13 protein-coding genes and 1 pseudogene are annotated in these 18,747 nt (G+C 71.0%); 9 read left to right on the forward strand and 5 right to left on the reverse strand.

Annotated features, from left to right (window positions below; genetic code table 11):
- Positions 1-91 precede the first annotated feature (91 nt).
- The 6 genes from OG562_RS23280 (at position 92) to OG562_RS23305 (ending at position 9,810) form a co-directional block, all read left to right on the forward strand.
- Positions 92-826 carry a hypothetical protein gene (locus OG562_RS23280; RefSeq protein WP_266400840.1) on the forward strand — a complete coding sequence of 245 codons (735 nt, stop codon included), beginning with the start codon at positions 92-94 and terminating at the stop codon, positions 824-826.
- Positions 819-3,086, forward strand: a complete 2,268-nt coding sequence (locus OG562_RS23285; RefSeq protein WP_266400842.1) for a hypothetical protein — start codon at positions 819-821, stop codon at positions 3,084-3,086. The genes OG562_RS23280 and OG562_RS23285 overlap by 8 nt, the downstream gene beginning before the upstream one ends.
- Positions 3,083-4,159, forward strand: a complete 1,077-nt coding sequence (locus OG562_RS23290; protein WP_266400845.1) for a hypothetical protein — start codon at positions 3,083-3,085, stop codon at positions 4,157-4,159. Before OG562_RS23285 ends, OG562_RS23290 begins: the two co-directional genes overlap by 4 nt.
- Positions 4,149-5,444: a DUF4407 domain-containing protein gene (locus tag OG562_RS23295; RefSeq protein ID WP_266400846.1), complete on the forward strand. Its 1,296-nt coding sequence runs from the start codon at positions 4,149-4,151 to the stop codon at positions 5,442-5,444. The genes OG562_RS23290 and OG562_RS23295 overlap by 11 nt, the downstream gene beginning before the upstream one ends.
- A gap of 67 nt (positions 5,445-5,511) precedes the next feature.
- A complete protein-coding gene (locus OG562_RS23300) occupies positions 5,512-6,027 on the forward strand; it encodes a Pycsar system effector family protein (RefSeq protein WP_266400847.1) in 516 nt (171 codons plus the stop codon).
- A gap of 198 nt (positions 6,028-6,225) precedes the next feature.
- A complete protein-coding gene (locus OG562_RS23305; protein ID WP_266400848.1) occupies positions 6,226-9,810 on the forward strand; it encodes an ATP-binding domain-containing protein in 3,585 nt (1,194 codons plus the stop codon).
- An 80-nt stretch (positions 9,811-9,890) separates the two neighbouring features.
- Here OG562_RS23305 and OG562_RS23310 read toward each other — a convergent pair whose 3' ends face one another.
- Both OG562_RS23310 and OG562_RS23315 read right to left on the reverse strand, forming a co-directional pair.
- Positions 9,891-10,649 (reverse strand): response regulator transcription factor, encoded by a 759-nt coding sequence (locus tag OG562_RS23310; protein ID WP_266400849.1) that lies wholly within the window; start codon positions 10,647-10,649, stop codon positions 9,891-9,893.
- Positions 10,646-11,920: a sensor histidine kinase gene (locus OG562_RS23315; protein WP_266400850.1), complete on the reverse strand. Its 1,275-nt coding sequence runs from the start codon at positions 11,918-11,920 to the stop codon at positions 10,646-10,648. Before OG562_RS23315 ends, OG562_RS23310 begins: the two co-directional genes overlap by 4 nt.
- Positions 11,921-12,209: 289 nt before the next feature.
- Between OG562_RS23315 and OG562_RS23320 the strand changes: the two genes are divergently transcribed.
- From OG562_RS23320 to OG562_RS23330, 3 genes are all read left to right on the forward strand, one after another.
- Positions 12,210-12,956 carry an ABC transporter ATP-binding protein gene (locus OG562_RS23320; protein WP_266400851.1) on the forward strand — a complete coding sequence of 249 codons (747 nt, stop codon included), beginning with the start codon at positions 12,210-12,212 and terminating at the stop codon, positions 12,954-12,956.
- The gene (locus tag OG562_RS23325; RefSeq protein ID WP_266400852.1) at positions 12,953-15,304 is read left to right on the forward strand and encodes an ABC transporter permease; all 2,352 of its coding nucleotides are present in this window, start codon (positions 12,953-12,955) and stop codon (positions 15,302-15,304) included. Before OG562_RS23320 ends, OG562_RS23325 begins: the two co-directional genes overlap by 4 nt.
- A 1,259-nt stretch (positions 15,305-16,563) precedes the next feature.
- The gene (locus OG562_RS23330; protein ID WP_266400854.1) at positions 16,564-16,905 is read left to right on the forward strand and encodes a hypothetical protein; all 342 of its coding nucleotides are present in this window, start codon (positions 16,564-16,566) and stop codon (positions 16,903-16,905) included.
- Positions 16,906-17,198: 293 nt separating this feature from the next.
- On the opposite strand, the gene OG562_RS23335 is transcribed toward OG562_RS23330, so the two are convergent.
- The 3 genes and pseudogenes from OG562_RS23335 to OG562_RS23350 all read right to left on the reverse strand — a co-directional run.
- On the reverse strand, positions 17,199-17,405 hold the full coding sequence (locus tag OG562_RS23335; protein ID WP_266400856.1) for a hypothetical protein: 207 nt from the start codon (positions 17,403-17,405) through the stop codon (positions 17,199-17,201).
- A 557-nt stretch (positions 17,406-17,962) separates the two neighbouring features.
- A complete protein-coding gene (locus OG562_RS23340; RefSeq protein WP_266409875.1) occupies positions 17,963-18,217 on the reverse strand; it encodes a hypothetical protein in 255 nt (84 codons plus the stop codon).
- Positions 18,218-18,364: 147 nt separating this feature from the next.
- Positions 18,365-18,586: pseudogene (locus tag OG562_RS23350) on the reverse strand (IS5/IS1182 family transposase); the annotation flags it as partial.
- Positions 18,587-18,747 lie beyond the last annotated feature (161 nt).

Raw genomic sequence — 18,747 nt, forward strand, 5'->3', positions numbered from 1 at the left:
CTCTGGGCAGTGCATTGCAGGCAGTGCCTGCCCAGAGAGGAATGATCGAGTGGTTGAGTGGTCCGGGTACTACCCCTGTACCTGTATAGCCGTGGACGCACAGTCCTACGGAAGCAAGAACGATCGGGCCCAGTCCGAAACGCAACACGATCTGCCCAGGCTTCTCGACGGAGCGGCCAGGAGGGCCGGCCTCGACCGTTCGGAATGGCAGATCCAGCGCAAGGGCGACGAACAGCTCGCCGTCCTGCCGATGAACGGTGACGAGCCGCGCCTGGTCGACGACTACTTTCGGCACCTGGTGTCCGAGCTGTCCCACTACAACGGGCAGCGGACCGCGGCCGCCCGCCTGCGGCTGCGCGCCGCCGTGCACCACGGCCCCGTGGAACTCGCCGACAACGGGTTCGCCGGAACCGCGGTGGTGGTCACCGCGCGACTGCTCAACTCCCGCCTGCTGTACGACGCGTTGGACGCGCACGGCACCGCCGACCTGGCCCTGATGCTGTCCGACGACGTCTTCCGCTCCACCGTGGCCGGCGGCCACACCACCCTGCGGACCTCGGACTTCAGCCGCGTCACCGTCAAGGAGAAGGAGTACGAGTCCGCCGCCTGGCTCACGGTGCCCGCCTCCTCCTCCCTGCCACCCTTCGCCGACGCACCCCCGACTCCCGCCGACGCGCCCCCGGCTCGCGCCGACGCGAAGGCGCATCCCGACGGCGACGCGGGCCCGCGAGGCGGCTACCACGCGCACCAGATCAGCGTCACCAACATGTCCGGCCCGGTGGACGCGCACCACGCCGTGTTCGGCTTCGGGAACACCGATGCCTGACCCCGCCGACGACCCGGACCGGCCGAACCCGGACGACGGCCTCGACGGACCCCCAGTCACACCGGTCACACCGGTTACTCCGGTCACTCCGGTCACCTCGGTTCCGGAGGACGCCGAGGCCGAGGACGGCGAGCCGCCGGATCCCGCGGAGCACGCCGAGGCCGACGGCCAGGACGCGCACGCCCAGGCCCGAGACGAGGACGGCAAGGGATATGACGACCTGCGGCGGGTCCAGCAGCGCGTCTACAACAACTTCTACGCCTCCGTGGACGCCTCCGGGGCGGCTTTCGGGTTCGCCACGGGCTCGAGGCCCGGCCTGGCGCCGGGCATCGTCGAGCCCGAGACGGTGGACGCGGCCCTGCGCTTCTACGTCCGCCCCCAGCCCTGCTTCGACGAGGCGCTCGGCCGGCTCCGCAGCGACTCCCTCGTCGTCCTGACCGGGCAGGACGACTGCGGCCGCGGCGCGGGCGCCCTCGCGCTGCTCAGGGAGATCGCCGGCGAGGGCGCGAGGCTGCGCAGCCTGTCCCCCGCGAACGCGCTGGCCGACCTGGCCACCACCACGTCCATCAAGGCGGGCCAGGCGTACGTCATCCGCGACTACGTCGGCGAGGCGAACGTCGAGGCGGTGCAGGCGTACGAGATCGGGCGGCTGAGCGAGGAACTGCGCCGCAAGGGCGCCTTCCTGGTGATCACCGCGGACCGCACGAGCCTGCGGCGACTCGCGCTCAAGGACCACTGCGTGCAGTGGCGCACCCCGGACCCCGTGGAACTCTTCCGCCACTGCCGGGAGCGACTGCCGTACGTCGAGATCGCCCCGGACACGGAGAAGGAGCTGCTGGAGAGCGTCGCCGAACAGCGGCGCCCGGCGGACGTCGTGGCGGCGGCGGTCGCCCTCGACCAGAGCCCCCGGACGGCCCTGGAGACGCTCCGCGACGGCGACAGCAAAAGCGTCCAGGAATGGTTCCGGACCCAGCCGGGCGCGGACGACCTGCTGCCGTTGGCCGCCCTCGCCTTCGTGGAGGGAGTCCCCGAGCGAACGTTCGAGAAGGCGTGCGCCCTGCTCTTCGCGTACGTCCGCAACTGGGAGCTGAGCGGCGAGACACCGGTCGCCGAGCCGGAGGCCGTCGCCGCGCTCGCGCCGCGCGGCGCCGGCTTCGAACAGTCCCGCGCCCGCTGGAAGGAGCGAGCCGTCGGGCTCGTCCACGTGGAACGACGTCCCGGCCCCGGCCAGGACGCCTCCCACGGCGAACGACGTCTCGTCTTCGCCTCGCCCCGCATCCGCGACCTCGTCATCGGCGAACTGCACGGTCTGTACGGGTACGAGCTGTGGTACCCGCTGCGGCAGTGGCTCGGCGACCTCTCCCGGCAAGGCGACCTGGACGCCCGCACGGAGGTCGCCCGCGGCACGGCCGTGCTCGCCCGGTACGCACTGCCCGAGGTCGAGGAGTACCTGCTGCGGAACTGGGCCGAGGGGATCACCAGCCAGCGGGTCACGGCCGCGCTGACCCTGCAGTTCATGTGCGACGTCGACCAGCTCGCACCGCAGGCGCTGAACATCGTCCTGCGCTGGGCGGACGACAACGGGCCGGGCCGGGCCGTCACCGCGGCCATGGCGCTCACCGGACGGCTCGGCTCGCTCTACCGGCTGGAGGCGCTCAACTGGCTCTGGTTCCTGACCGGGCGCGGAGAGCGCATCGCGTTCGCCGCGCGTCGCTCCCTGGTGCTGCTGCTGCAGACCGCCGAACAGGAGCCGGAACGCGCCCTGCTCACGCTGCGGTACGCGCGCACCTGCGTGGCGTCGACCGCACCACGGTCCAAGGACCGCTTCGACGCGCTGCGGACCATCATGCAACTCCTCGAAGCCGAACGGCTGGAGGGGCCCGGACCGGTCCCCGCGGCGCTGCTGCGCCACACTCCGGACAGCGCCCGCCACCTGGGACCCCTGTGGGCGGTCGTCCTCCTCAGCAACTTCCGCCGCCGCGCGGTGCGCGCCCTGTGCCGCACCCTGGTCCATCTGCGCGACGACCCCGCCGCGACCGACGCCGTGCGCCGGCTCGGCGAGGCGATGCAGGCCGAGACGAGCGCCCGGCAGTGGAACGCGCTCGCCCATGCCCTCTCCAACGCCCTGCGGGATCCCGACTTCTCGATCCCCGGCACCCGCGAACTGGCCCGCGTGCTCGTCGAATCACTGCGCGGGCGCACCCCCGCCGCCTCTTCCCCAGCCCTCTCTTCCTCTGCCCAAGGAGGCCGAAGCAAGTGAACTACCCGGTCATCGCCGAGCACGTCCTGGACACGATCCAGGGCGGCTGGTGGTCACGGCGCAGACGCCGTGACGACGTGCCGTCGCTGCCGCCCGGCGCGGTCTACGTCTTCAGGGTCGGCGGCAACTACCGCTCCTTCCCCGAGGGCATGGTCTTCGACCCGTCCCATCCGGACGTGCTCGACGCCTCCTCGGTCAGCCTGGTGGACACCCGGGCCCGGCTGGTGGAGGTCGAGCGGCAACTCCCCTCGGTGAGCGAGGCGGACAACTTCACGATCAGCGCCACCTTCACCTGCCAGGTGACCGACCCGACGGTCATCGCCCGGCAGGGGGTCATCGACGTCGCCGTACCCCTGCGCGCCTATCTGCTCGGCGACGGCGACCTTCCGAAGGTGAGCGCGGGACACCGGGTGGAGGAGATCAACGCCGTCCGGGCCGAGGTCGCCCGCCGGATGACCGCCTACAGCGCGGTGGTGCCCCCGCGGGTGGCGGGCATGACCGTGGAGTTCGTCAGCGCCGAGGTGCGTACGTCGGAGAGTCTGCGCGCCTGGGAGGAGACCCTGCGCAACGAGCGTCGTACCGGCCAACTCAGCCAGTTCAAGCTGGACCTGGACACCCAGACCGCCTCACGGATCGCCGATGTGCTGGCTCAGGGCTCCGACCACGTGGACGCCTTCGGGATAGCGCGGCAGGAGATCGAGGTCACCGAGGCCGCGGCCCGCATCCACCGGGCCGCCGACGAGGAGGCGACCCGCAGGCGCGAGGAGGACGCCGCCGACCGGGCCCACGCGCGGGCGCGGGAGACGGCCGAGGGGCAGATGCGGCGCGACATGGTGCTGACCCTGCTGCGGCAGATGGGCGGCAGCGGCGACTACGTCGACTACCACCAGGTCCTCGAGCAGGTCCTGCGGGAGACGGGCGGCCGCCCCGGCATCGGCTCCGGCGCGACCGAGGCCCCCATGGTGGAGCCGGGACCGGCCGGCCGTGCCGCGTCGGCGCGGCGGGAGCAGGCGGGGCCGCTGAAGGACCGGCGCGAGGGCTTCGTCCAGAACGAGGAAGATCTTGTCGACTGACCCACGGCCCCGCAGGTCCGTCGACCTCTCCGCACGACTGCGCGCCCTGAGCGGCGTCAGCGAGGAACTCCTCGACCGGACACGGCACGAACGCGCCAAGTACACGGCACTCGGCGGAGTGGTGCTCGGCACCTCCGTCATCGCGGCGTTCTCCATGTGGAACTTCGCGACGGAGGCGCTCGGCAGGGTGTCCTTCCTGGCGGTGATCCCGACCGTGATCTGGATGCTGTTCGTACTCAACCTCGACCGTCTGCTGGTCACCCCGCAGCCCAACGCACGACGCCAGGTCGGGCCGTTCGCGCTGCGTCTGCTGATCGCGGTGATGCTCGGCGTCGTGATCGCCGAACCTCTGGTGCTGAGGATCTTCGCGACGGCCGTGGAGGAGCATGTCGCCGAGCAACGCATGGGCGACATCGACAGGTTGAGGTCGAACCTGGTCCGCTGCAACCCCGTGCCGAGCACCACCACGGTCACCGCGCCGAAGGACTGCGCCACCGAGTACGTGCTGTCCTTCGCCCTGACCCCGGGCCAACAGGCCGACGAGCTGGCCGTGTTGCGCGCGGACGCGACCGAACTCCAGAAGCGGGTGGACCGGGACGCCACCCGGCTGGAGGCGATCGACAGCGAGGTGCGCGACGAGTGCCGTCAGCTGATCCGCATCGCCGCCACCGGCCTGTACCAGCGGTCGTCGGAATGCGTCCGGCTGCGGGAGAAGGCCCGCGACTACCGGACCACCCACCACACCGAACAGGACGAGACCCGGCTGGCCGGCCTGAACAGCCGCATCACGAGCATCGAGGGCCGGTTGACCTCCGCGCGCGGCGACTTCCTCGAGGCCCGCTCCACCGGCATCGAGCAGCGGATCGCCGAGGAACGCGCCAAGCAGAAGGAGATCGGGGCCCTGGAGCGCATCCAGGCCCTGGACGAACTCGCCGGCGGCAACACGGTGGTCCTCGTGGGCATCTGGATGATCCGGCTGTTCTTCGTCCTGCTCGACATGCTCCCCGTGCTGGTGAAGTTCTTCAGCCGCGAGAACTCCTACGACCAGATGCTGACCATCCACAGCAACAGCGCGGTCCGGATCTACGGCGAGCAGGTCAGGCTCGACGAACGCCGGGCCCTGGCCGACTTCGAGATCGCCCAGGACGCCATCGAGCAGGAGATCCGGCGTAACCGGGCGGAGTCGGAGGCCGCCCTGCGCGAGCACACGGCCGCGATGAACATCCGCGTCCGACAGGCGGTGAACGCGCTGGAGGAGGAACTCCGCCGCAGCTCCAGCGTCTGACGAGACCCGGCGACCCGGCCGCCCCGGTCCCACACCGGGGCGGCCCCTGCCCGAAGAGAGGGGAAACATGGCCACAGGCGAGGGCGCGACGGAACCCGTTCGTGACGCCCGACTCGCACGGACCCTGCTGACCGAGGTACGCGAGGAGCTGATGAAGGCCGACAACAAGGCCGGCTTCCTCCTGGCGTCCCTGGGCGCAGCGCTCACCGCCCTGCTCGGCGCGATCTGCAGCGGCATCATCGAACCCCGTCACTACGCCGTGATCGCACAGGTCCTGCTCTGGGCCGGCTGCATCACCTGCCTGATGTCCCTCGTCCTGCTCGGCCTGGCCATGACCCCCCGCGTCGGCCGCCCGCAAGGCTCCCGCGCGCACTACTTCGGCGACGTGAGCGCGGCGGCTTCCGGCCTCCTCCTCGAAGAGGCCGTACGCCACACCGACCCCCTGGACCGCGACCTCAGCCAGTTGACGATCCTGTCCCACACGGTCTGGATCAAGTACCGCTGCATCCGCCACGCGATGGCCTGGAGCGCGGCCTTCGTCACCCTCACCCTGCTGGGCATCCTGACCGGCACACAGAGCTGACCGCCGCTCGCCGCCCCCGGGGTACGGACTCGGGCTCACGGAGGAGCAGGTGCGGGCGTGGAGTACCGAAGTCAGCCCGACCGTGGGGTTGTTGTCCGAATGATCGCGGCTCGACCGGCGGTTTCTGCTAGTTCTGTGACAGGGGAGGCGGGCACTGGCCCGCGGCAGCGCGAGGAGCGTTGTCAGGAGGGGGCACACGTGAGCACGACATCACGAGACACGGTCATCGCCACGGAGCAGAAGGCCGTCGACCGCGCATACGACTGCTACGAGGCGCGGCTCGCGGAGATGACCTCCCAGTCGGCTGCGACGGCGTCCGCGAGCGGCAAGGACAGCATCGCCGTCCGCAAGGGAGCGGAGACCACGGCGGAGGAGTACGGCGGTCTCGGGGGAGAGGCTCTGGTCGTCAGCCGGGTCGATGTCCAGGAGAACGGCGACACCGAGCCGGAGACGTTCTACATCGGGCGACGTCATGTCTTCGACACCGAGACCCGCGATCAGGTGGTGGTCTCCTGGACCAACCCGATCGCCGTGCGCTGGCACAACGCCCAGCCGGAGAAGCCCGGTGAGGTGCTCCTGCGGCGCCGGCTTCGCTGCGCCGAGCGTACGGTCGAGGACTTCCTGGACGAGATCGTCCCGGCGGCGGAATCGCGCACCGGCTCGCGGGCGCCCCGGCGGGATGCCGCCGTACCGCCGGCCTTCGAGGAGGACGTCGCTCCGTTCGAGGCCCCTGGAACGGCAGAACCCCCGGAGACGCGGGACGAGACCGCCGACCAGCCCGCCGGAGGCGACGACGGACAGCCGCGTCGTGTCCTGTCGCCTCGGGATGTCGTCCGCAGACAGCGGAAGAAGCCGCAACCGGTCGACGAGTTCCTCCTGCGCGAACTGCGCCGCTCCCGCAGCGGCCGGATGCGTGACATCGTCGAGACGATCAGACGTGACCAGATGGCACTGGTCACCGGTTCACCCGCGGACATCCTCGTCATCCAGGGCGGACCCGGCACGGGGAAGTCGGCGGTCGGTCTGCACCGCGTGACCTGGCTCGTCAACAACGACCACTTCCGCGCACAGGACATCCTCGTCGTGGGACCGCACCAGAACTTCCTGGAGTACGTGGGGCGCGTCCTGCCCACCCTCGGCACCCGCAACGTCACCGCCGTACAACTGGCCTTCCTCTGGGAAGGGGAGGTCCGGGGCACGGACTCCGTCGCCGCCCGGCTGGTGAAGTCCGACGAACGGATGGCGGCCGTGCTGCGAGAGCGAGTGGAGAGCGAGTGCCGGCCCGAAGCCCTCGATTCCCTTGTTTCCCCGCCCTCCCACGCTCAGGACGAGCCGGCCTTCGTCGTCGCCGTGGGGAGCGCGTCCTTGCGTCTGCCGCGCTCGGAGGTGCTCGGCCTCCTCCAGGACGCCCACGAGGGCGCCGGAGCCTATCGGGCGCGCAGGGACCGGTTCCGTACTCTGCTGGTCGACCGGCTCCTGAGCGAACTCGTCCGGATCGCCCCGCGCCGCAGCAGGGACACGACCGTGCGCCGCGACCTGGAGCGCAATCGGCAGGTCACAGCCCTCGTCGACAGGACATGGCCTTCGCTGAGCCCCGAGGAAGCGCTGCGCAGCCTGCTCAACTCACCCACCAGACTGAGCGAGTGCGCCGCGCAGCTCCTCGAAGGCGGTGAGCAGGCGGCCCTTCAGCGGCCGAAGGCCGAGAGCGCCGCCGAAGAGCCCTGGACCGTCGACGACCTGGTGTGTCTGGAGGAGTTGCGCTTCCTCATCGCGGGCGAGACCCCGCGGAGGTACCGGCACATCGTGGTCGACGAGGCCCAGGACCTGACTCCGATGCAGGCGAGGTCCCTTCACAGGCGCTGCCCGACCGGCTCGATGACCGTACTCGGCGACCTGGCCCAGGCCACCGGGCCACACTCCTACACCGCCTGGGACCAGTTGGGCGGACTCCTGTCCGACCAGGGAAACTGGCGCGTGACGGAGCTGAACACCAGCTACCGGGTGCCGGCGGAGATCATGGAGTTCGTGGCGCCTCTGGCCCGAGCCGTCGCGCCCTCCCTGCCCTACCCGACGGCTGTGCGACGGGCCGGCGGTGACGCGGTACGGCTCGTCCCGACGACCCCCTGGGGACTGCTGGACGAGGCGGCGACCTGCACGGCCCGCCTCGTCGGCACCGATGACGGGCGGTCCCCGAGGTCGATCGCCGTCATCGTGCCCGACGACTCGGACTGGCTGGAGGAGGTTCGCCGCCGCGTCGACAGCGTGGACGGCATGACCGAGGAGAAGGTCCGGACGGTGTCCGTGCTCCCCGCCGCTCAGGCCAAGGGCATGGAGTTCGACCATGTGGTGGTCCTGGAGCCGACGACCATCGCCGACCGCGGTCCCGCGGGACTGCGCCAGCTGTACGTCGCTCTGACCCGGAGCACCCAGACCCTGACCGTCCTGCACACGACTCCGCTGCCGAACGAACTCGGTGCGGCCGACGACGGCGTGGAGTCCGGAGTCTCCGCGACCTCCCCGCAGCCGGCGCCCGCCGCATCACCTGCGGGGGCACGGTCGAGCACCGATGCCTCCGCCGCCGAGGAGCTTCCGGTCGGAACCTCCGTCGAGGTGCGTGTGCTCGGCCCCGGCCCCGGACCTCACTGGAAGGTCAAAGCCCTCGCACCGACAACGGAGCGCACCCTTCTCCTCGTCCCCCGGCACGGCGAGCCCGCCCCGACCGCAGGCTCCCGACTGGACGGCTGGGTGACGAGGAACGAGGGACAGGTGAGCCTGATCTCGGCCGGCGACTTCGGCCGCCGACCCATCACCGCCCGGATGGCGCCCCGCTACGAGGCCGCACTCGGCGTCCTGCACGACCTCGCCCGGGGTGACGGCACGCCTCCGCCCGAGGCCGCGTCCCACCTCTCCGAGCTGAAAGGCATGGCGAACCGTTGCCTGCGCCGTGACCGGGTCGACTGGCTGAACGTCTGGCGCCTGCTGGGCTCTGCGGACCGGGACCGCCTGAGCGATCTGGCGGATCTCGCCCAGCGCACGCGTCAAGCGGTCACGTCGGACGTTCCCAGCCTGCGAGCCGCTCTGGCGGACGACCCGGCGTTCAGTCACTGGGCCGACGCTCTCACCCAGGCCCGGTACGAGATGCACCGTCGAGTCGACACCGAACGGGAACCCGAGCCCGGCACAGCATCTGAATCGATCACGGCACCTGAATCGGTCACGGCACCTGGGGCGATCGCGGTACTCGAGGCGATCACGGCTTCACCGGCGGAGCCTGGGAAGACACACGAGAAGAAGGACACCGACCCGATGGACACAGCCGCTCCCTTGGACATCAGCACCGCCCCGTCCGACGGACGTGCAGCGTGGAGCGAGGCACTCGCGCGGGAAACGGCCATCGCGGCGCAGGCCGACAGGGACTGCAACACCCATGAGGCCGTGCGCTTCGAGTTGAAGGCCGCACTGCTGCGAGCAGGACTTCGCCCCTCGGATTCCCCCGTGGCCGATGTGATCCTGGACGGCCGGAGCGGTCTCGTCCACTATGAAGTGCTCGGCGCCGGCCGGTCCGGCTACACGGACCTGCGCGCGGGAGCGATGCGCCTCCTGGAACTCGACCACATCGAACCCCGCCCCGCTGACCGCCGGTACCTGGTCCTGTCCGAGCCGCCCACGGAGGACTGGGCGCCCGCCGCGGTACGGGACGTCTTCGGAGTGCACGTCGTATGGAGGACCACGGGCGGGTGGGACGGCTCGGACAAGCGAGCGGCCCTGCAGCTGACTGACTGATGGGCCCCAGCCGACGAATCCCTTGCGCGCGGCACGGTCAAGGGCGTCGCGTCATGAGTCTTCGTCGTCAGTCTCCGTCGTCAGTCTTCGTCGTCCCTGGCGGTCCAGTCGTCGGCGCCGAGGGGCGTGCCCCGGCGCGCTGTGGGGCTCACCAGTCCGGTCTCGTAGGCGAGGACGACGGCCTGGACCCGGTCGCGGAGCCGGAGTTTGGCGAGGACGCGGCCGACGTGGGTCTTGACGGTGGTCTCGGCCAGGTGGAGCCGGCGGGCGAGTTCGGCGTTGCTCAGACCCTGGGCGAGCAGACGCAGGACCTCGAGTTCACGTCGGGTCAGGGTGGCCAGACCGCGGTGGAGCGCGGCGGCTTCGAAGCCCGGGTCCTGCCGGACGGCCGCCCCGGCGCCCGCGGCCCGGCGCGCGTACCGCTCCACGAGGCGGCGGGTGATGGCGGGTGCGAGCAGTGCGTCGCCGGAGCGGACCATGCGGACCGCGGAGACCAGGTGTTCGGGGGTGACGTCCTTGAGGAGGAAGCCGCTGGCCCCGGCGGAGAGGGCGGCGTAGACGAGGTCGTCGAGGTCGAACGTGGTCAGGATGATCACACGAGGAGCGTCGGATCCAGCGTCGGTCAGGATGCGGCGGGTGGCCTCCAGACCGTCCAGCTCGGGCATCCGGATGTCCATCAGGACGACGTCGGGCCGGGTGCGCCGGACCGCGCCGATGGCCTCGACTCCGTCTGCCGCCTCGGCGACCACGTCGATGCCGTCGGCTGTGAGGATCATCCGGAAGCCGGTGCGGACCAGCGCCTGGTCATCGGCGACGACCACGCGCAGAGGGGCGGTCACGGTGTCTCCAGGGGGATGAGTGCGGTGACGCGGTAGCCGCCGGTGAGACGCCGGCCGGTGTGCAGGGTGCCGTCGTAGACGGCCAGGCGCTCGCGCAGGCCGATCAGCCCGCGGCCGTTGCCGGTGGCCGCGGATGCGGACGGGCTGCCTCCGGTGTCGGCGACCTCCACGCGGAGGTGGTCGGCCTCGTGTGTGACGGTCACCGTCGCGCTGGCGCCGGTGGCGTGCTTGACCGTGTTCGTCAGCGCCTCCTGGACGACGCGGTAGGCGGCCAGCCCGATTCCGGCGGGCACGTCGTGCGGCACGTCGGTGACGGAGAGCGTGACCGGGACGCCGGTGTGCCGCACGCGGGCGATCAGGGATTCCAGCTGGTCGAGACCCGGCTGGGGGGCGAGGTCCGCGGTGGCGGCCGCATCGGCGCCGTCGTCCGCGTCCATGGTGAGCAGGCCGATGGCGTGCCGCAGTTCGGCCAGGGCCGCCCGGCCGCCGGCCTCGGCTGCCAGCAGGGCGTCGCGGGCCTGGTCGGGGGCCGTGTCCATGACTTTGCGGGCCGCCCCGGTCTGGATGACCATCATGCTGACGTTGTGGGTGATGACGTCGTGCAGCTCGCGGGCGATGCGGGCGCGCTCCCGCCCGGCCGCCCGGCGCAGTTCCTCGGCCTGCTCGCGTTCCAGTACGGACATCTTCGCCCGGCTCTCGTCGGCCCGGAGCCGCCAGGTGCGCAGCCCGACGGTCGCCATGAGCAGGGGGACGAGGATCAGCAGCGGGACGTACTGGTTGGGGACGGGAGTGGACGGCGAGACCATCACCCCGTCGGTGTCGCCGGCGACCGTGAGCACCAGCACCGGCAGGCTGGCCAGGGTGGCCACGCGGTAGGGGCTGTAGGCCGCGGCGCTGTAGGCGGCGACGACGCACGCGTAGAAGACGAGCCGCCGCGCGTCGTGCGGTGTCAGGACGGCCGCGCTCGTCACGATCCACAGCGTGGTCAGCGGGTATCTGCGGCGCAGCGCCAGAGGGGCCCAGGCGAGGACGGCCAGGGCCGCCGCGGCGATCACGCTGCCCGTTTCCGTCGCGCGGACCAGGGGCGCGATGCCGTCGTTGGAGCCGCGCACCAGGTCGGCCCCTTGGTTCACGGCCCAGTTGAGAATGACCACGCCGAAGGCCAGTACCAGGACCGCGTCGAAGGCGAGACTGCGCCGGGTGGGGCGCGGCAGCGGGCCGGTCGGGTGCCGCAGCAGCCCGATCCCGTCGCGCAGCGGGTGCTTCGACACCCCCGTTCCCCCTCGCAGTAGGCGCTTCAGCCGCCCAACCCCGTCGTCCAGCCGGTGTGCCACTGACGCGCTCATCACTGGGGCATTCTCACGGACGCGCGGGCGCCGGGGAATCCTCCCCGCTGACCACCCGCGCGCCGCCCGCGTCCTTCCCTCGTCTACTTCTCAGGGATGACACGGGACCGCCTCATCCCTTCGCGCCACGGAAATGCCTCGGCCGACCGACGCGCCCGCACCCGGAGCGCACCTAGCGTCCGACGGGCCAGACGGACGGACCGAGGGAGTTGCCATGACCGCGCCGGTGATCGAGCTGTGCGACGTGAGCCGCAGATACGACGACGGGCCGCCGGCCCTGCACGACGTGTCGCTGACCGTGCGGCCCGGAGAGGCGGTCGCGGTCCTCGGTCCGTCCGGGAGCGGCAAGTCCACGCTGCTCAACCTGGTCGCGGGGCTGGACCGGCCGGACACGGGGACGGTCACGGTGGACGGCGTACGGGTGGACGGCCTGGGCGAGGCGGCCTCGGCGCGCTACCGGCGGGCCAAGATCGGCATGGTCTTCCAGTTCTTCAACCTGCTCGACGATCTGACCGTCGCCGACAACGTCGTCCTGCCCGCCCAACTGGCGGGGATGGCACGCGGCGAGGCATCCCGGCGTGCGGCGGAACTCCTCGAGGTGCTCGGCGTCGACCGACACGCCGGCGCCTACCCGGGCAGGCTGTCCGGCGGCGAGCGGCAGCGCGTCGCGGTCGCCCGGGCGTTGATGAACCGGCCACCGCTGCTGTTGGCCGACGAGCCGACCGGCGCGCTGGACACGGCCTCCGGCGAGGACGTCAGTCAACTGCTCACCGAGCTCAACGCCGACGGTCAGACCATCGTCGTGGTCACTCATGACCTCGCCCTGGCCCGGTCCTGCACCACGCGCACGATCCAGCTCGTCGACGGCCGGATCACCGCCGACCGTGCCGCCGACCCCACCGGCCCCACCGGCCCCACCGACTCCACCGCGGGCGCCGTCGCCGCGGAGTCCGCCCGATGAGCGCACTGAGCAGGGTGGTGCGCTCGGGTGTGGGACGCCGCCGGGTTCCGACCGCCGTGATCGCTCTGGCCACGATGATGGCGGTGGCCGCGTCCGTCCTCGGCAGCACCCTGCTGGTGGTCTCCAGCGCGCCGTTCGACGACGCCTTCGCCCGTCGGCACGGCGCGCACCTGTCCGTGCAGTTCGACGCCGGCCGGACCGGCGCGGAACAGGTGTCGGCCTCCGTGGAGGCCCAGGGGGTGGCCGCCGCGTCCGGCCCGTTCCGTACGGCGACGGTCACCCCGCACACGGACGACGGCCCTCCCGGGTGGCCGATGACCGTGGTGGGCCGTGCCGAGCCCGGTGGAAAGGTCGACGACATCACGCTGATGGACGGGCGATGGGCCACCCGCCCCGGCGAAGTCGTGCTGTCCGCCGACGCCTCGCTCATCCCGACCATCGGCCTGCGGCTCACCTTCCCCGCGCTGCCAGGCGACCCGACGCTGAAGGTGGTCGGCGTGGCCCGCTCGGTCACCCGGACCGCCGACCTCTGGGTGGTCCCTTCCCAGATGGACGCGCTCACCGCGTCCGGCGGTGCCGGCGGCTACCAGATGCTCTACCGGTTCACCGCAGCCGACACCGCCGCACAGATCGCCCACGGCCGGGAGTCCGTGACGGCAGCCGTGCCCCGGGGAGCGGTGGCGGGGGAGCAGTCCTGGCTGACCGTCAAGAAGACCGTCGAGCGCGACACGGCGCTCTTCGTCCCGTTCCTCCTCGCGTTCGGCGCACTGGGCCTGGTCATGTCGGTACTCGTCGTCGGCAACGTGGTCGTGGCCGCCGTCGGCGCCGCGACGCGGCGGATCGGCATCCTCAAGGCCGTCGGTTTCACGCCGGCCCAGGTGGTGCGGGCCTATGTGGGACAGGCTTTGGTCCCCGCCGCGGTCGGCGCCGCGCTCGGCGTCGTCACGGGTCATCTGCTCGCCGTCCCGGTACTGGCCGAGACCGAGGAGGTCTACGGCTCGACGTCCCTGGCCGTCGCCCCCTGGGTCGACGCGGCGGTGATCGCCGGGGTGCTGGGCCTGGTGGCGGTGACGGCGTGGGCGAGCGCGTGGCGGGCCGGGCGGCTGCGCACGGTCGACGCGATCGCCGTGGGACGAGCCGCGCGGCCGGGCCGCGGCCGGCGGGCGGCTCGCCTGGCCGGACGGCTCCCGCTGCCGCGGCCGATCAGCCTGGGTCTGGCCCGGCCCTTCGTCCGGCCCGCCCGCGCCCTGGCCATGGGCACGGCGATCGTGTTCGGCGCCACCGCCGTCACCTTCACCGTCGGTCTGGGCGCGTCACTGGGCGAGGTGACGAAGGCCAGGGCGCACGACGTCGCCGATGTGACCGTGGCCGCGCCCTTGGCCGAGCCGGGCCCCGACGGCCCGATGCCCCGGACGGAGCCCCCGGCGGACCCCGCCGCGGTCGCCGCGGCGATCGACGCCCAGCCCGGGACCGCGAAGTACTACTCCAGCGCGACGGCACGGGCGACCGTCTCCGGGACGGCCGGCACCACCGCCGTCATCGCCTTCACCGGCGACGCCTCCTGGGGCGGCTACACGATGATCTCGGGTCGCTGGTTCGCGAGGCCCGGCGAGGCCGTGGTGCCCACCCCCTTCCTGCGCACCACCGGGACCCGGATCGGGGACACCGTCAGGCTGGACGGTCTCGGTGAGGCCGTCACGGTCCGGATCGTCGGCGAGGTCCTCGACACCCGCAACGACGGCATGGAAGCCTTCACCGACGCCGAGACCCTCACGGCCGCGCACCCCGATCTGACGGACACCACCCACCACATCGCGGTGAAGTCCGGCACCGACACGACCGCCTACGCCGCCGCGCTGAACAAGGACCTCACACCACTGGGGGTCACCGCCCAGGTGGGCGGCCCAGACCGCAGCAGCTCCGTGGCCCTCACCCTCAACGCACTGTCCGCGATCCTCACCCTCATGCTCGTCGCCGTCGCCGCCCTCGGCGTCCTCAACGGTGTCGTCCTCGACACCCGCGAACGCGTCCGCGACCTCGGCATCCACAAAGCTCTCGGCATGACACCCCGGCAGACCATCACGATGGTCATCGCCTCGATCCTCGTGACCGGACTGGCCGGCGGCGCCCTCGGCGTGCCGCTCGGCGTCGTCCTCCACGGCTGGATCGTGCCTGCCATGGGTCACAGCGCCGGGCTGAACCTCCCGGACTCAGTCATCGCCGTCTACCACACGCCCGAACTGACCCTGCTCGCGCTCGGCGGCCTGGCCATCGCGGTCCTGGGCGCGCTGCTGCCGGCCGGCTGGGCCGCCCGGACCCGTACTGCCGCCGCCCTGCGCACCGAGTAGCACGAAAGGGCGGGCGCCCCTCCGGAGTTGTCGGCGGGGCGCCCGCGGAGGCGATCGAAGACGGCACGTCACCCCTCTCCGAGCCGCCCACTGCGCCGGCGCGCCTCGCGCAGGATGAAGCGAAGGGAGAGCCTCGGCCGGCGACGTCCGTGGCTGTTCGGTCAGCGACGGTCATTCCGGTCGTTCCGGGCCTGAGCCTCGCGTCGTAGTCGGCGCCTCCCCACGCCGGCACGTCTCGCACGCGTCGCGTACCACCGCTTCAGGAGCGAGGTCGGGCGATCACAGGGTGACCTGGGGATTCCCTGCCTTGGGTGGCGTGGGGCGGTACACACCCTGGCGAACCCCGAGTCCCCGTGAGTCCCCGTCCGTTCAGGTACGGGAGCGGCACGGGAGCGACACGGCACCTCGCCGCGTCACCAGGACTCGGCCTGCAGGAACAGCGTGATCACCTCCGCGAAGAACCAGATGGTGAACACCAGACACGCAAGCCACAGCCCCCACAAGACCCAGCGGGCCTCTCGTCGTATGCGCATGAGCGGATCATCTCCCGTCGCGGTTCTGGGCCTGCCACTGGCCCACTCTTCCCACCGCTCACCCCGGACGGGAGCTCCTCGCGCGCACCACTACGGACCCGCGGTCGCGAACGGCACCCCCTCCATCCCGGTGCCGGCCGATCCCCCGCCGGAGGCTGTCTTGAGTTCCGGCGGTCCGGGTGGAGCCGCTCGCCTTGTGCCGGCCAGTCCTTGAGGATCCCCGCGGCCTCTTCGGCTGCTTCGGCGGACGCCTTCTCACGCAGCGCGGCGGCCTCCGCCTCGACCTGCCGTACGAGACCTGCGACGCGCGCGGCACCCAGTCCCTGTGTCCTTGCGATCCATGCCCGCATTTCTGCTGTGACCATGCGTGAGGGGCTCTCGGGAGCTGACTTCCGCTGCCGACGGTCGTCGGGACTTCGCTGTGCGCTGCGGCGCCGGCTCCCTCTAGGGCGAGGCTGTGGCTTGCTCATGCGGTGGAGAGACTGGTTCATGCCTTTGGCTCGGAAACCCTCGAACGCGACCTGCGCGGAGCAGGTTCCGGCCGGTCCGGGTGATGCGGGGTCGGTTCCGTCCTTCGATCAGCGTCGTCACGCAGTCAGACGCTTACCCCCGCGCATCTCGGAACCGTGAACGGTGCGTTCGATGTCGTGTCATGTCGTGCACACAGCCAAGCCGAGATCCACATCCTGTCTCCCCTGGGCGGGCTCCGCATTGTTCGGAGCCGCCATGGGCTGCGTCGCCTGGTCCCTGACCGTCTGGGCGCGCGCATACTGCGACGCGGGCTACGACGCCGGCGGACGCTTCGAACTCAACTTCCTGCTCCCTCTTGTCGTGGGAGCCGAAGCACTCGTCGGGCTCGTGGCTCGGGCCATCGGCCGACGCCTGGTGCTTCGCGCGCCAACGGCGGTCCGCGCCTCACTGCCGACGCTGCTGGCGGTTGTTGCGACGGTGGGGTTGGCATGGTGGTTCTTCGCGACCCGAGGAACGCTGGACGGCTATCCCGGCGACTCCGGCCTCTGCCCCGCGAGCAACGTTCCGCCATCGTGGCCTGAATGGATCCCCGTCTGATCAGCCACACCTGATCACCGGTAGCCGGGACTCGCGGCCGCCCGGGCACGGGGCTCCGGGACAGGCCGTCCGTCCTCACCGCTGCGCAGCAGAGCGTCAGCACTGAGCCCTCAGCTTGGGAAGCTCGGTTCTTTTAAAGGCAGTTGATGGGCTGACCTGCGGTTCCCCACACGACCTGGCACGGATCTGGCACGACCTCTTCGGCCCGAACTCTCGGCTGAGGGGGCATTGAGGATCTGGTGAGCTGGTCAGTCGGTCACAGAGGGCCGTTGGCGGCTGGCTGCGGTGCCTGGTCACTCGTAGACGACCGCGGCGCCCAGCGCGCGAGCGAAAAACGTCCAGTCCCCATGTGGGGGCATTTCCTGCTGGACGTTCTTGTACCAGCCGGGCGAGGCATCGATCCAGCTGGCCAGTGCATCCAGGAAACGGTCCAGAGTGGGGTTCTCCCACTGCTCGCCTCGTTCTGCGAAGTCGTTGCGGAGGTGGGCGATGAAGGCCACCAGATCTTCCCTGGTCGTGACTGCGTCCTCTGGGCCAGGCGGTAGCTGCAACATGGCGACACCCTAAGGGCTGTCCCGTAATCCCCGGCGGATGGGCGAGCGGGGTCACCTGCCGTCATTTGCGAGGCGCCGAGATATTCGCATAGCGGATGTAGCCGGATGCATCCTGATGCATCCAGATGTCTCACGAATGCGGCGAGCGGTCCGGTGCCGCTTTCCTGATGAAGGGGAGGGGGTGCGTCCGCACTCCCTCCCCTTACCGAGCAGGGTCTACCAGGTGTAGAGGGCCCATGCGTTGTCCTTGGTCTGGGCACATCGGAAGCCCGTGATCTTCCCCTGCTGAGCCCAGGTGTTGCCCGCGGTCTGACAGGCGACGGCGCTGCTGAAGAGGCGAGGGCTGGCGGTGGCGGCGGAGGCCGAACCGGCTCCCAGTGCCAGAGACGAAGCGGCGATGGCGCCTGCAGCGGAAACAATCAGAACGCGACGTATGTTCTTCAATTTTTCTCCCCATCGGGTAGGACAGCGGGCGGTTTGACGCCACCGCAAAGCCGTGATGATCACGACACCACTGTCGTGCTGTGGAGACGGCGGCCATCGCAGAACGGTTGCTTCGATATCGCCTCGTTCTGTGCCCGGGTTTTGCCCACGCCCGCCTGGACGGTAATGACGACCTGACGGAAGAAGCGGATTTTGCCCAATACGTCGATATGGCCGTCATGGCCGTTTGTCACCGCGAGCCCGGGCGTCGGAATCTGCGGCGCGATCGACAGCGCCCCCAGGGAAGCCGATCGTCCCGTAGTGCCACCGATCATCCGTCGCTTCCCGCCACAAGCAGGCCGTCGTGACGGGCACGCCGTCCTCGTCAGTGAGCGCCGGCTCCTCGACAAAGGGCTTGTACAGCTCAGGGACCTCGTCGATCACCCCCGGCCAGGGCTCGCCGTCATTGCTATACGGGCTCATGGGCGAAGGACCCCGGTGCCCGGACAGCCGCCGTCGGCCATCGTCAAGGTCTTGCCCACGGCGGCATTCGCGCCGGATTCCTCCCACGCCCTGCAGTCATTGCGGTGACCGGGCAGGGGTTCGCCGACCACGACGACCAGGCGGGTGTCGGCGTCTATGACGACCTGATGGTCGACGATCCGGTCGGCCGCCGACTTCGAAATGCCGAACAGCGGCGCGAGGGCTCAGCCCGCTGAACGGAGCTGTCCGGGACGACAACCCCCGCTTTAAGTCCGGCGGTCGCGGCGCGGAGATCCTTGGTGAGGTCGTGGGCGGATGGGTCGTGACGTCGGCTCTTGGTCCATCTCGCGATGGGCGTCCTGGGTAATCGTTTTTGCGGTGA

It is taken from the genome of Streptomyces sp. NBC_01275 (assembly GCF_026340655.1).
GTDB lineage: Bacteria > Actinomycetota > Actinomycetes > Streptomycetales > Streptomycetaceae > Streptomyces.

Excerpts from the sequence above, each read along its gene's own strand:
- OG562_RS23340 (WP_266409875.1), bottom strand. The coding sequence starts at position 18,217 with ATGATCGGTGGCACTACGGGACGATCGGCTTCCCTGGGGGCGCTGTCG.
- OG562_RS23300 (WP_266400847.1), top strand. The coding sequence starts at position 5,512 with ATGGCCACAGGCGAGGGCGCGACGGAACCCGTTCGTGACGCCCGACTC.
- OG562_RS23285 (WP_266400842.1), top strand. The coding sequence starts at position 819 with ATGCCTGACCCCGCCGACGACCCGGACCGGCCGAACCCGGACGACGGC.
- OG562_RS23325 (WP_266400852.1), top strand. The coding sequence starts at position 12,953 with ATGAGCGCACTGAGCAGGGTGGTGCGCTCGGGTGTGGGACGCCGCCGG.
- OG562_RS23330 (WP_266400854.1), top strand. The coding sequence starts at position 16,564 with ATGGGCTGCGTCGCCTGGTCCCTGACCGTCTGGGCGCGCGCATACTGC.
- OG562_RS23320 (WP_266400851.1), top strand. The coding sequence starts at position 12,210 with ATGACCGCGCCGGTGATCGAGCTGTGCGACGTGAGCCGCAGATACGAC.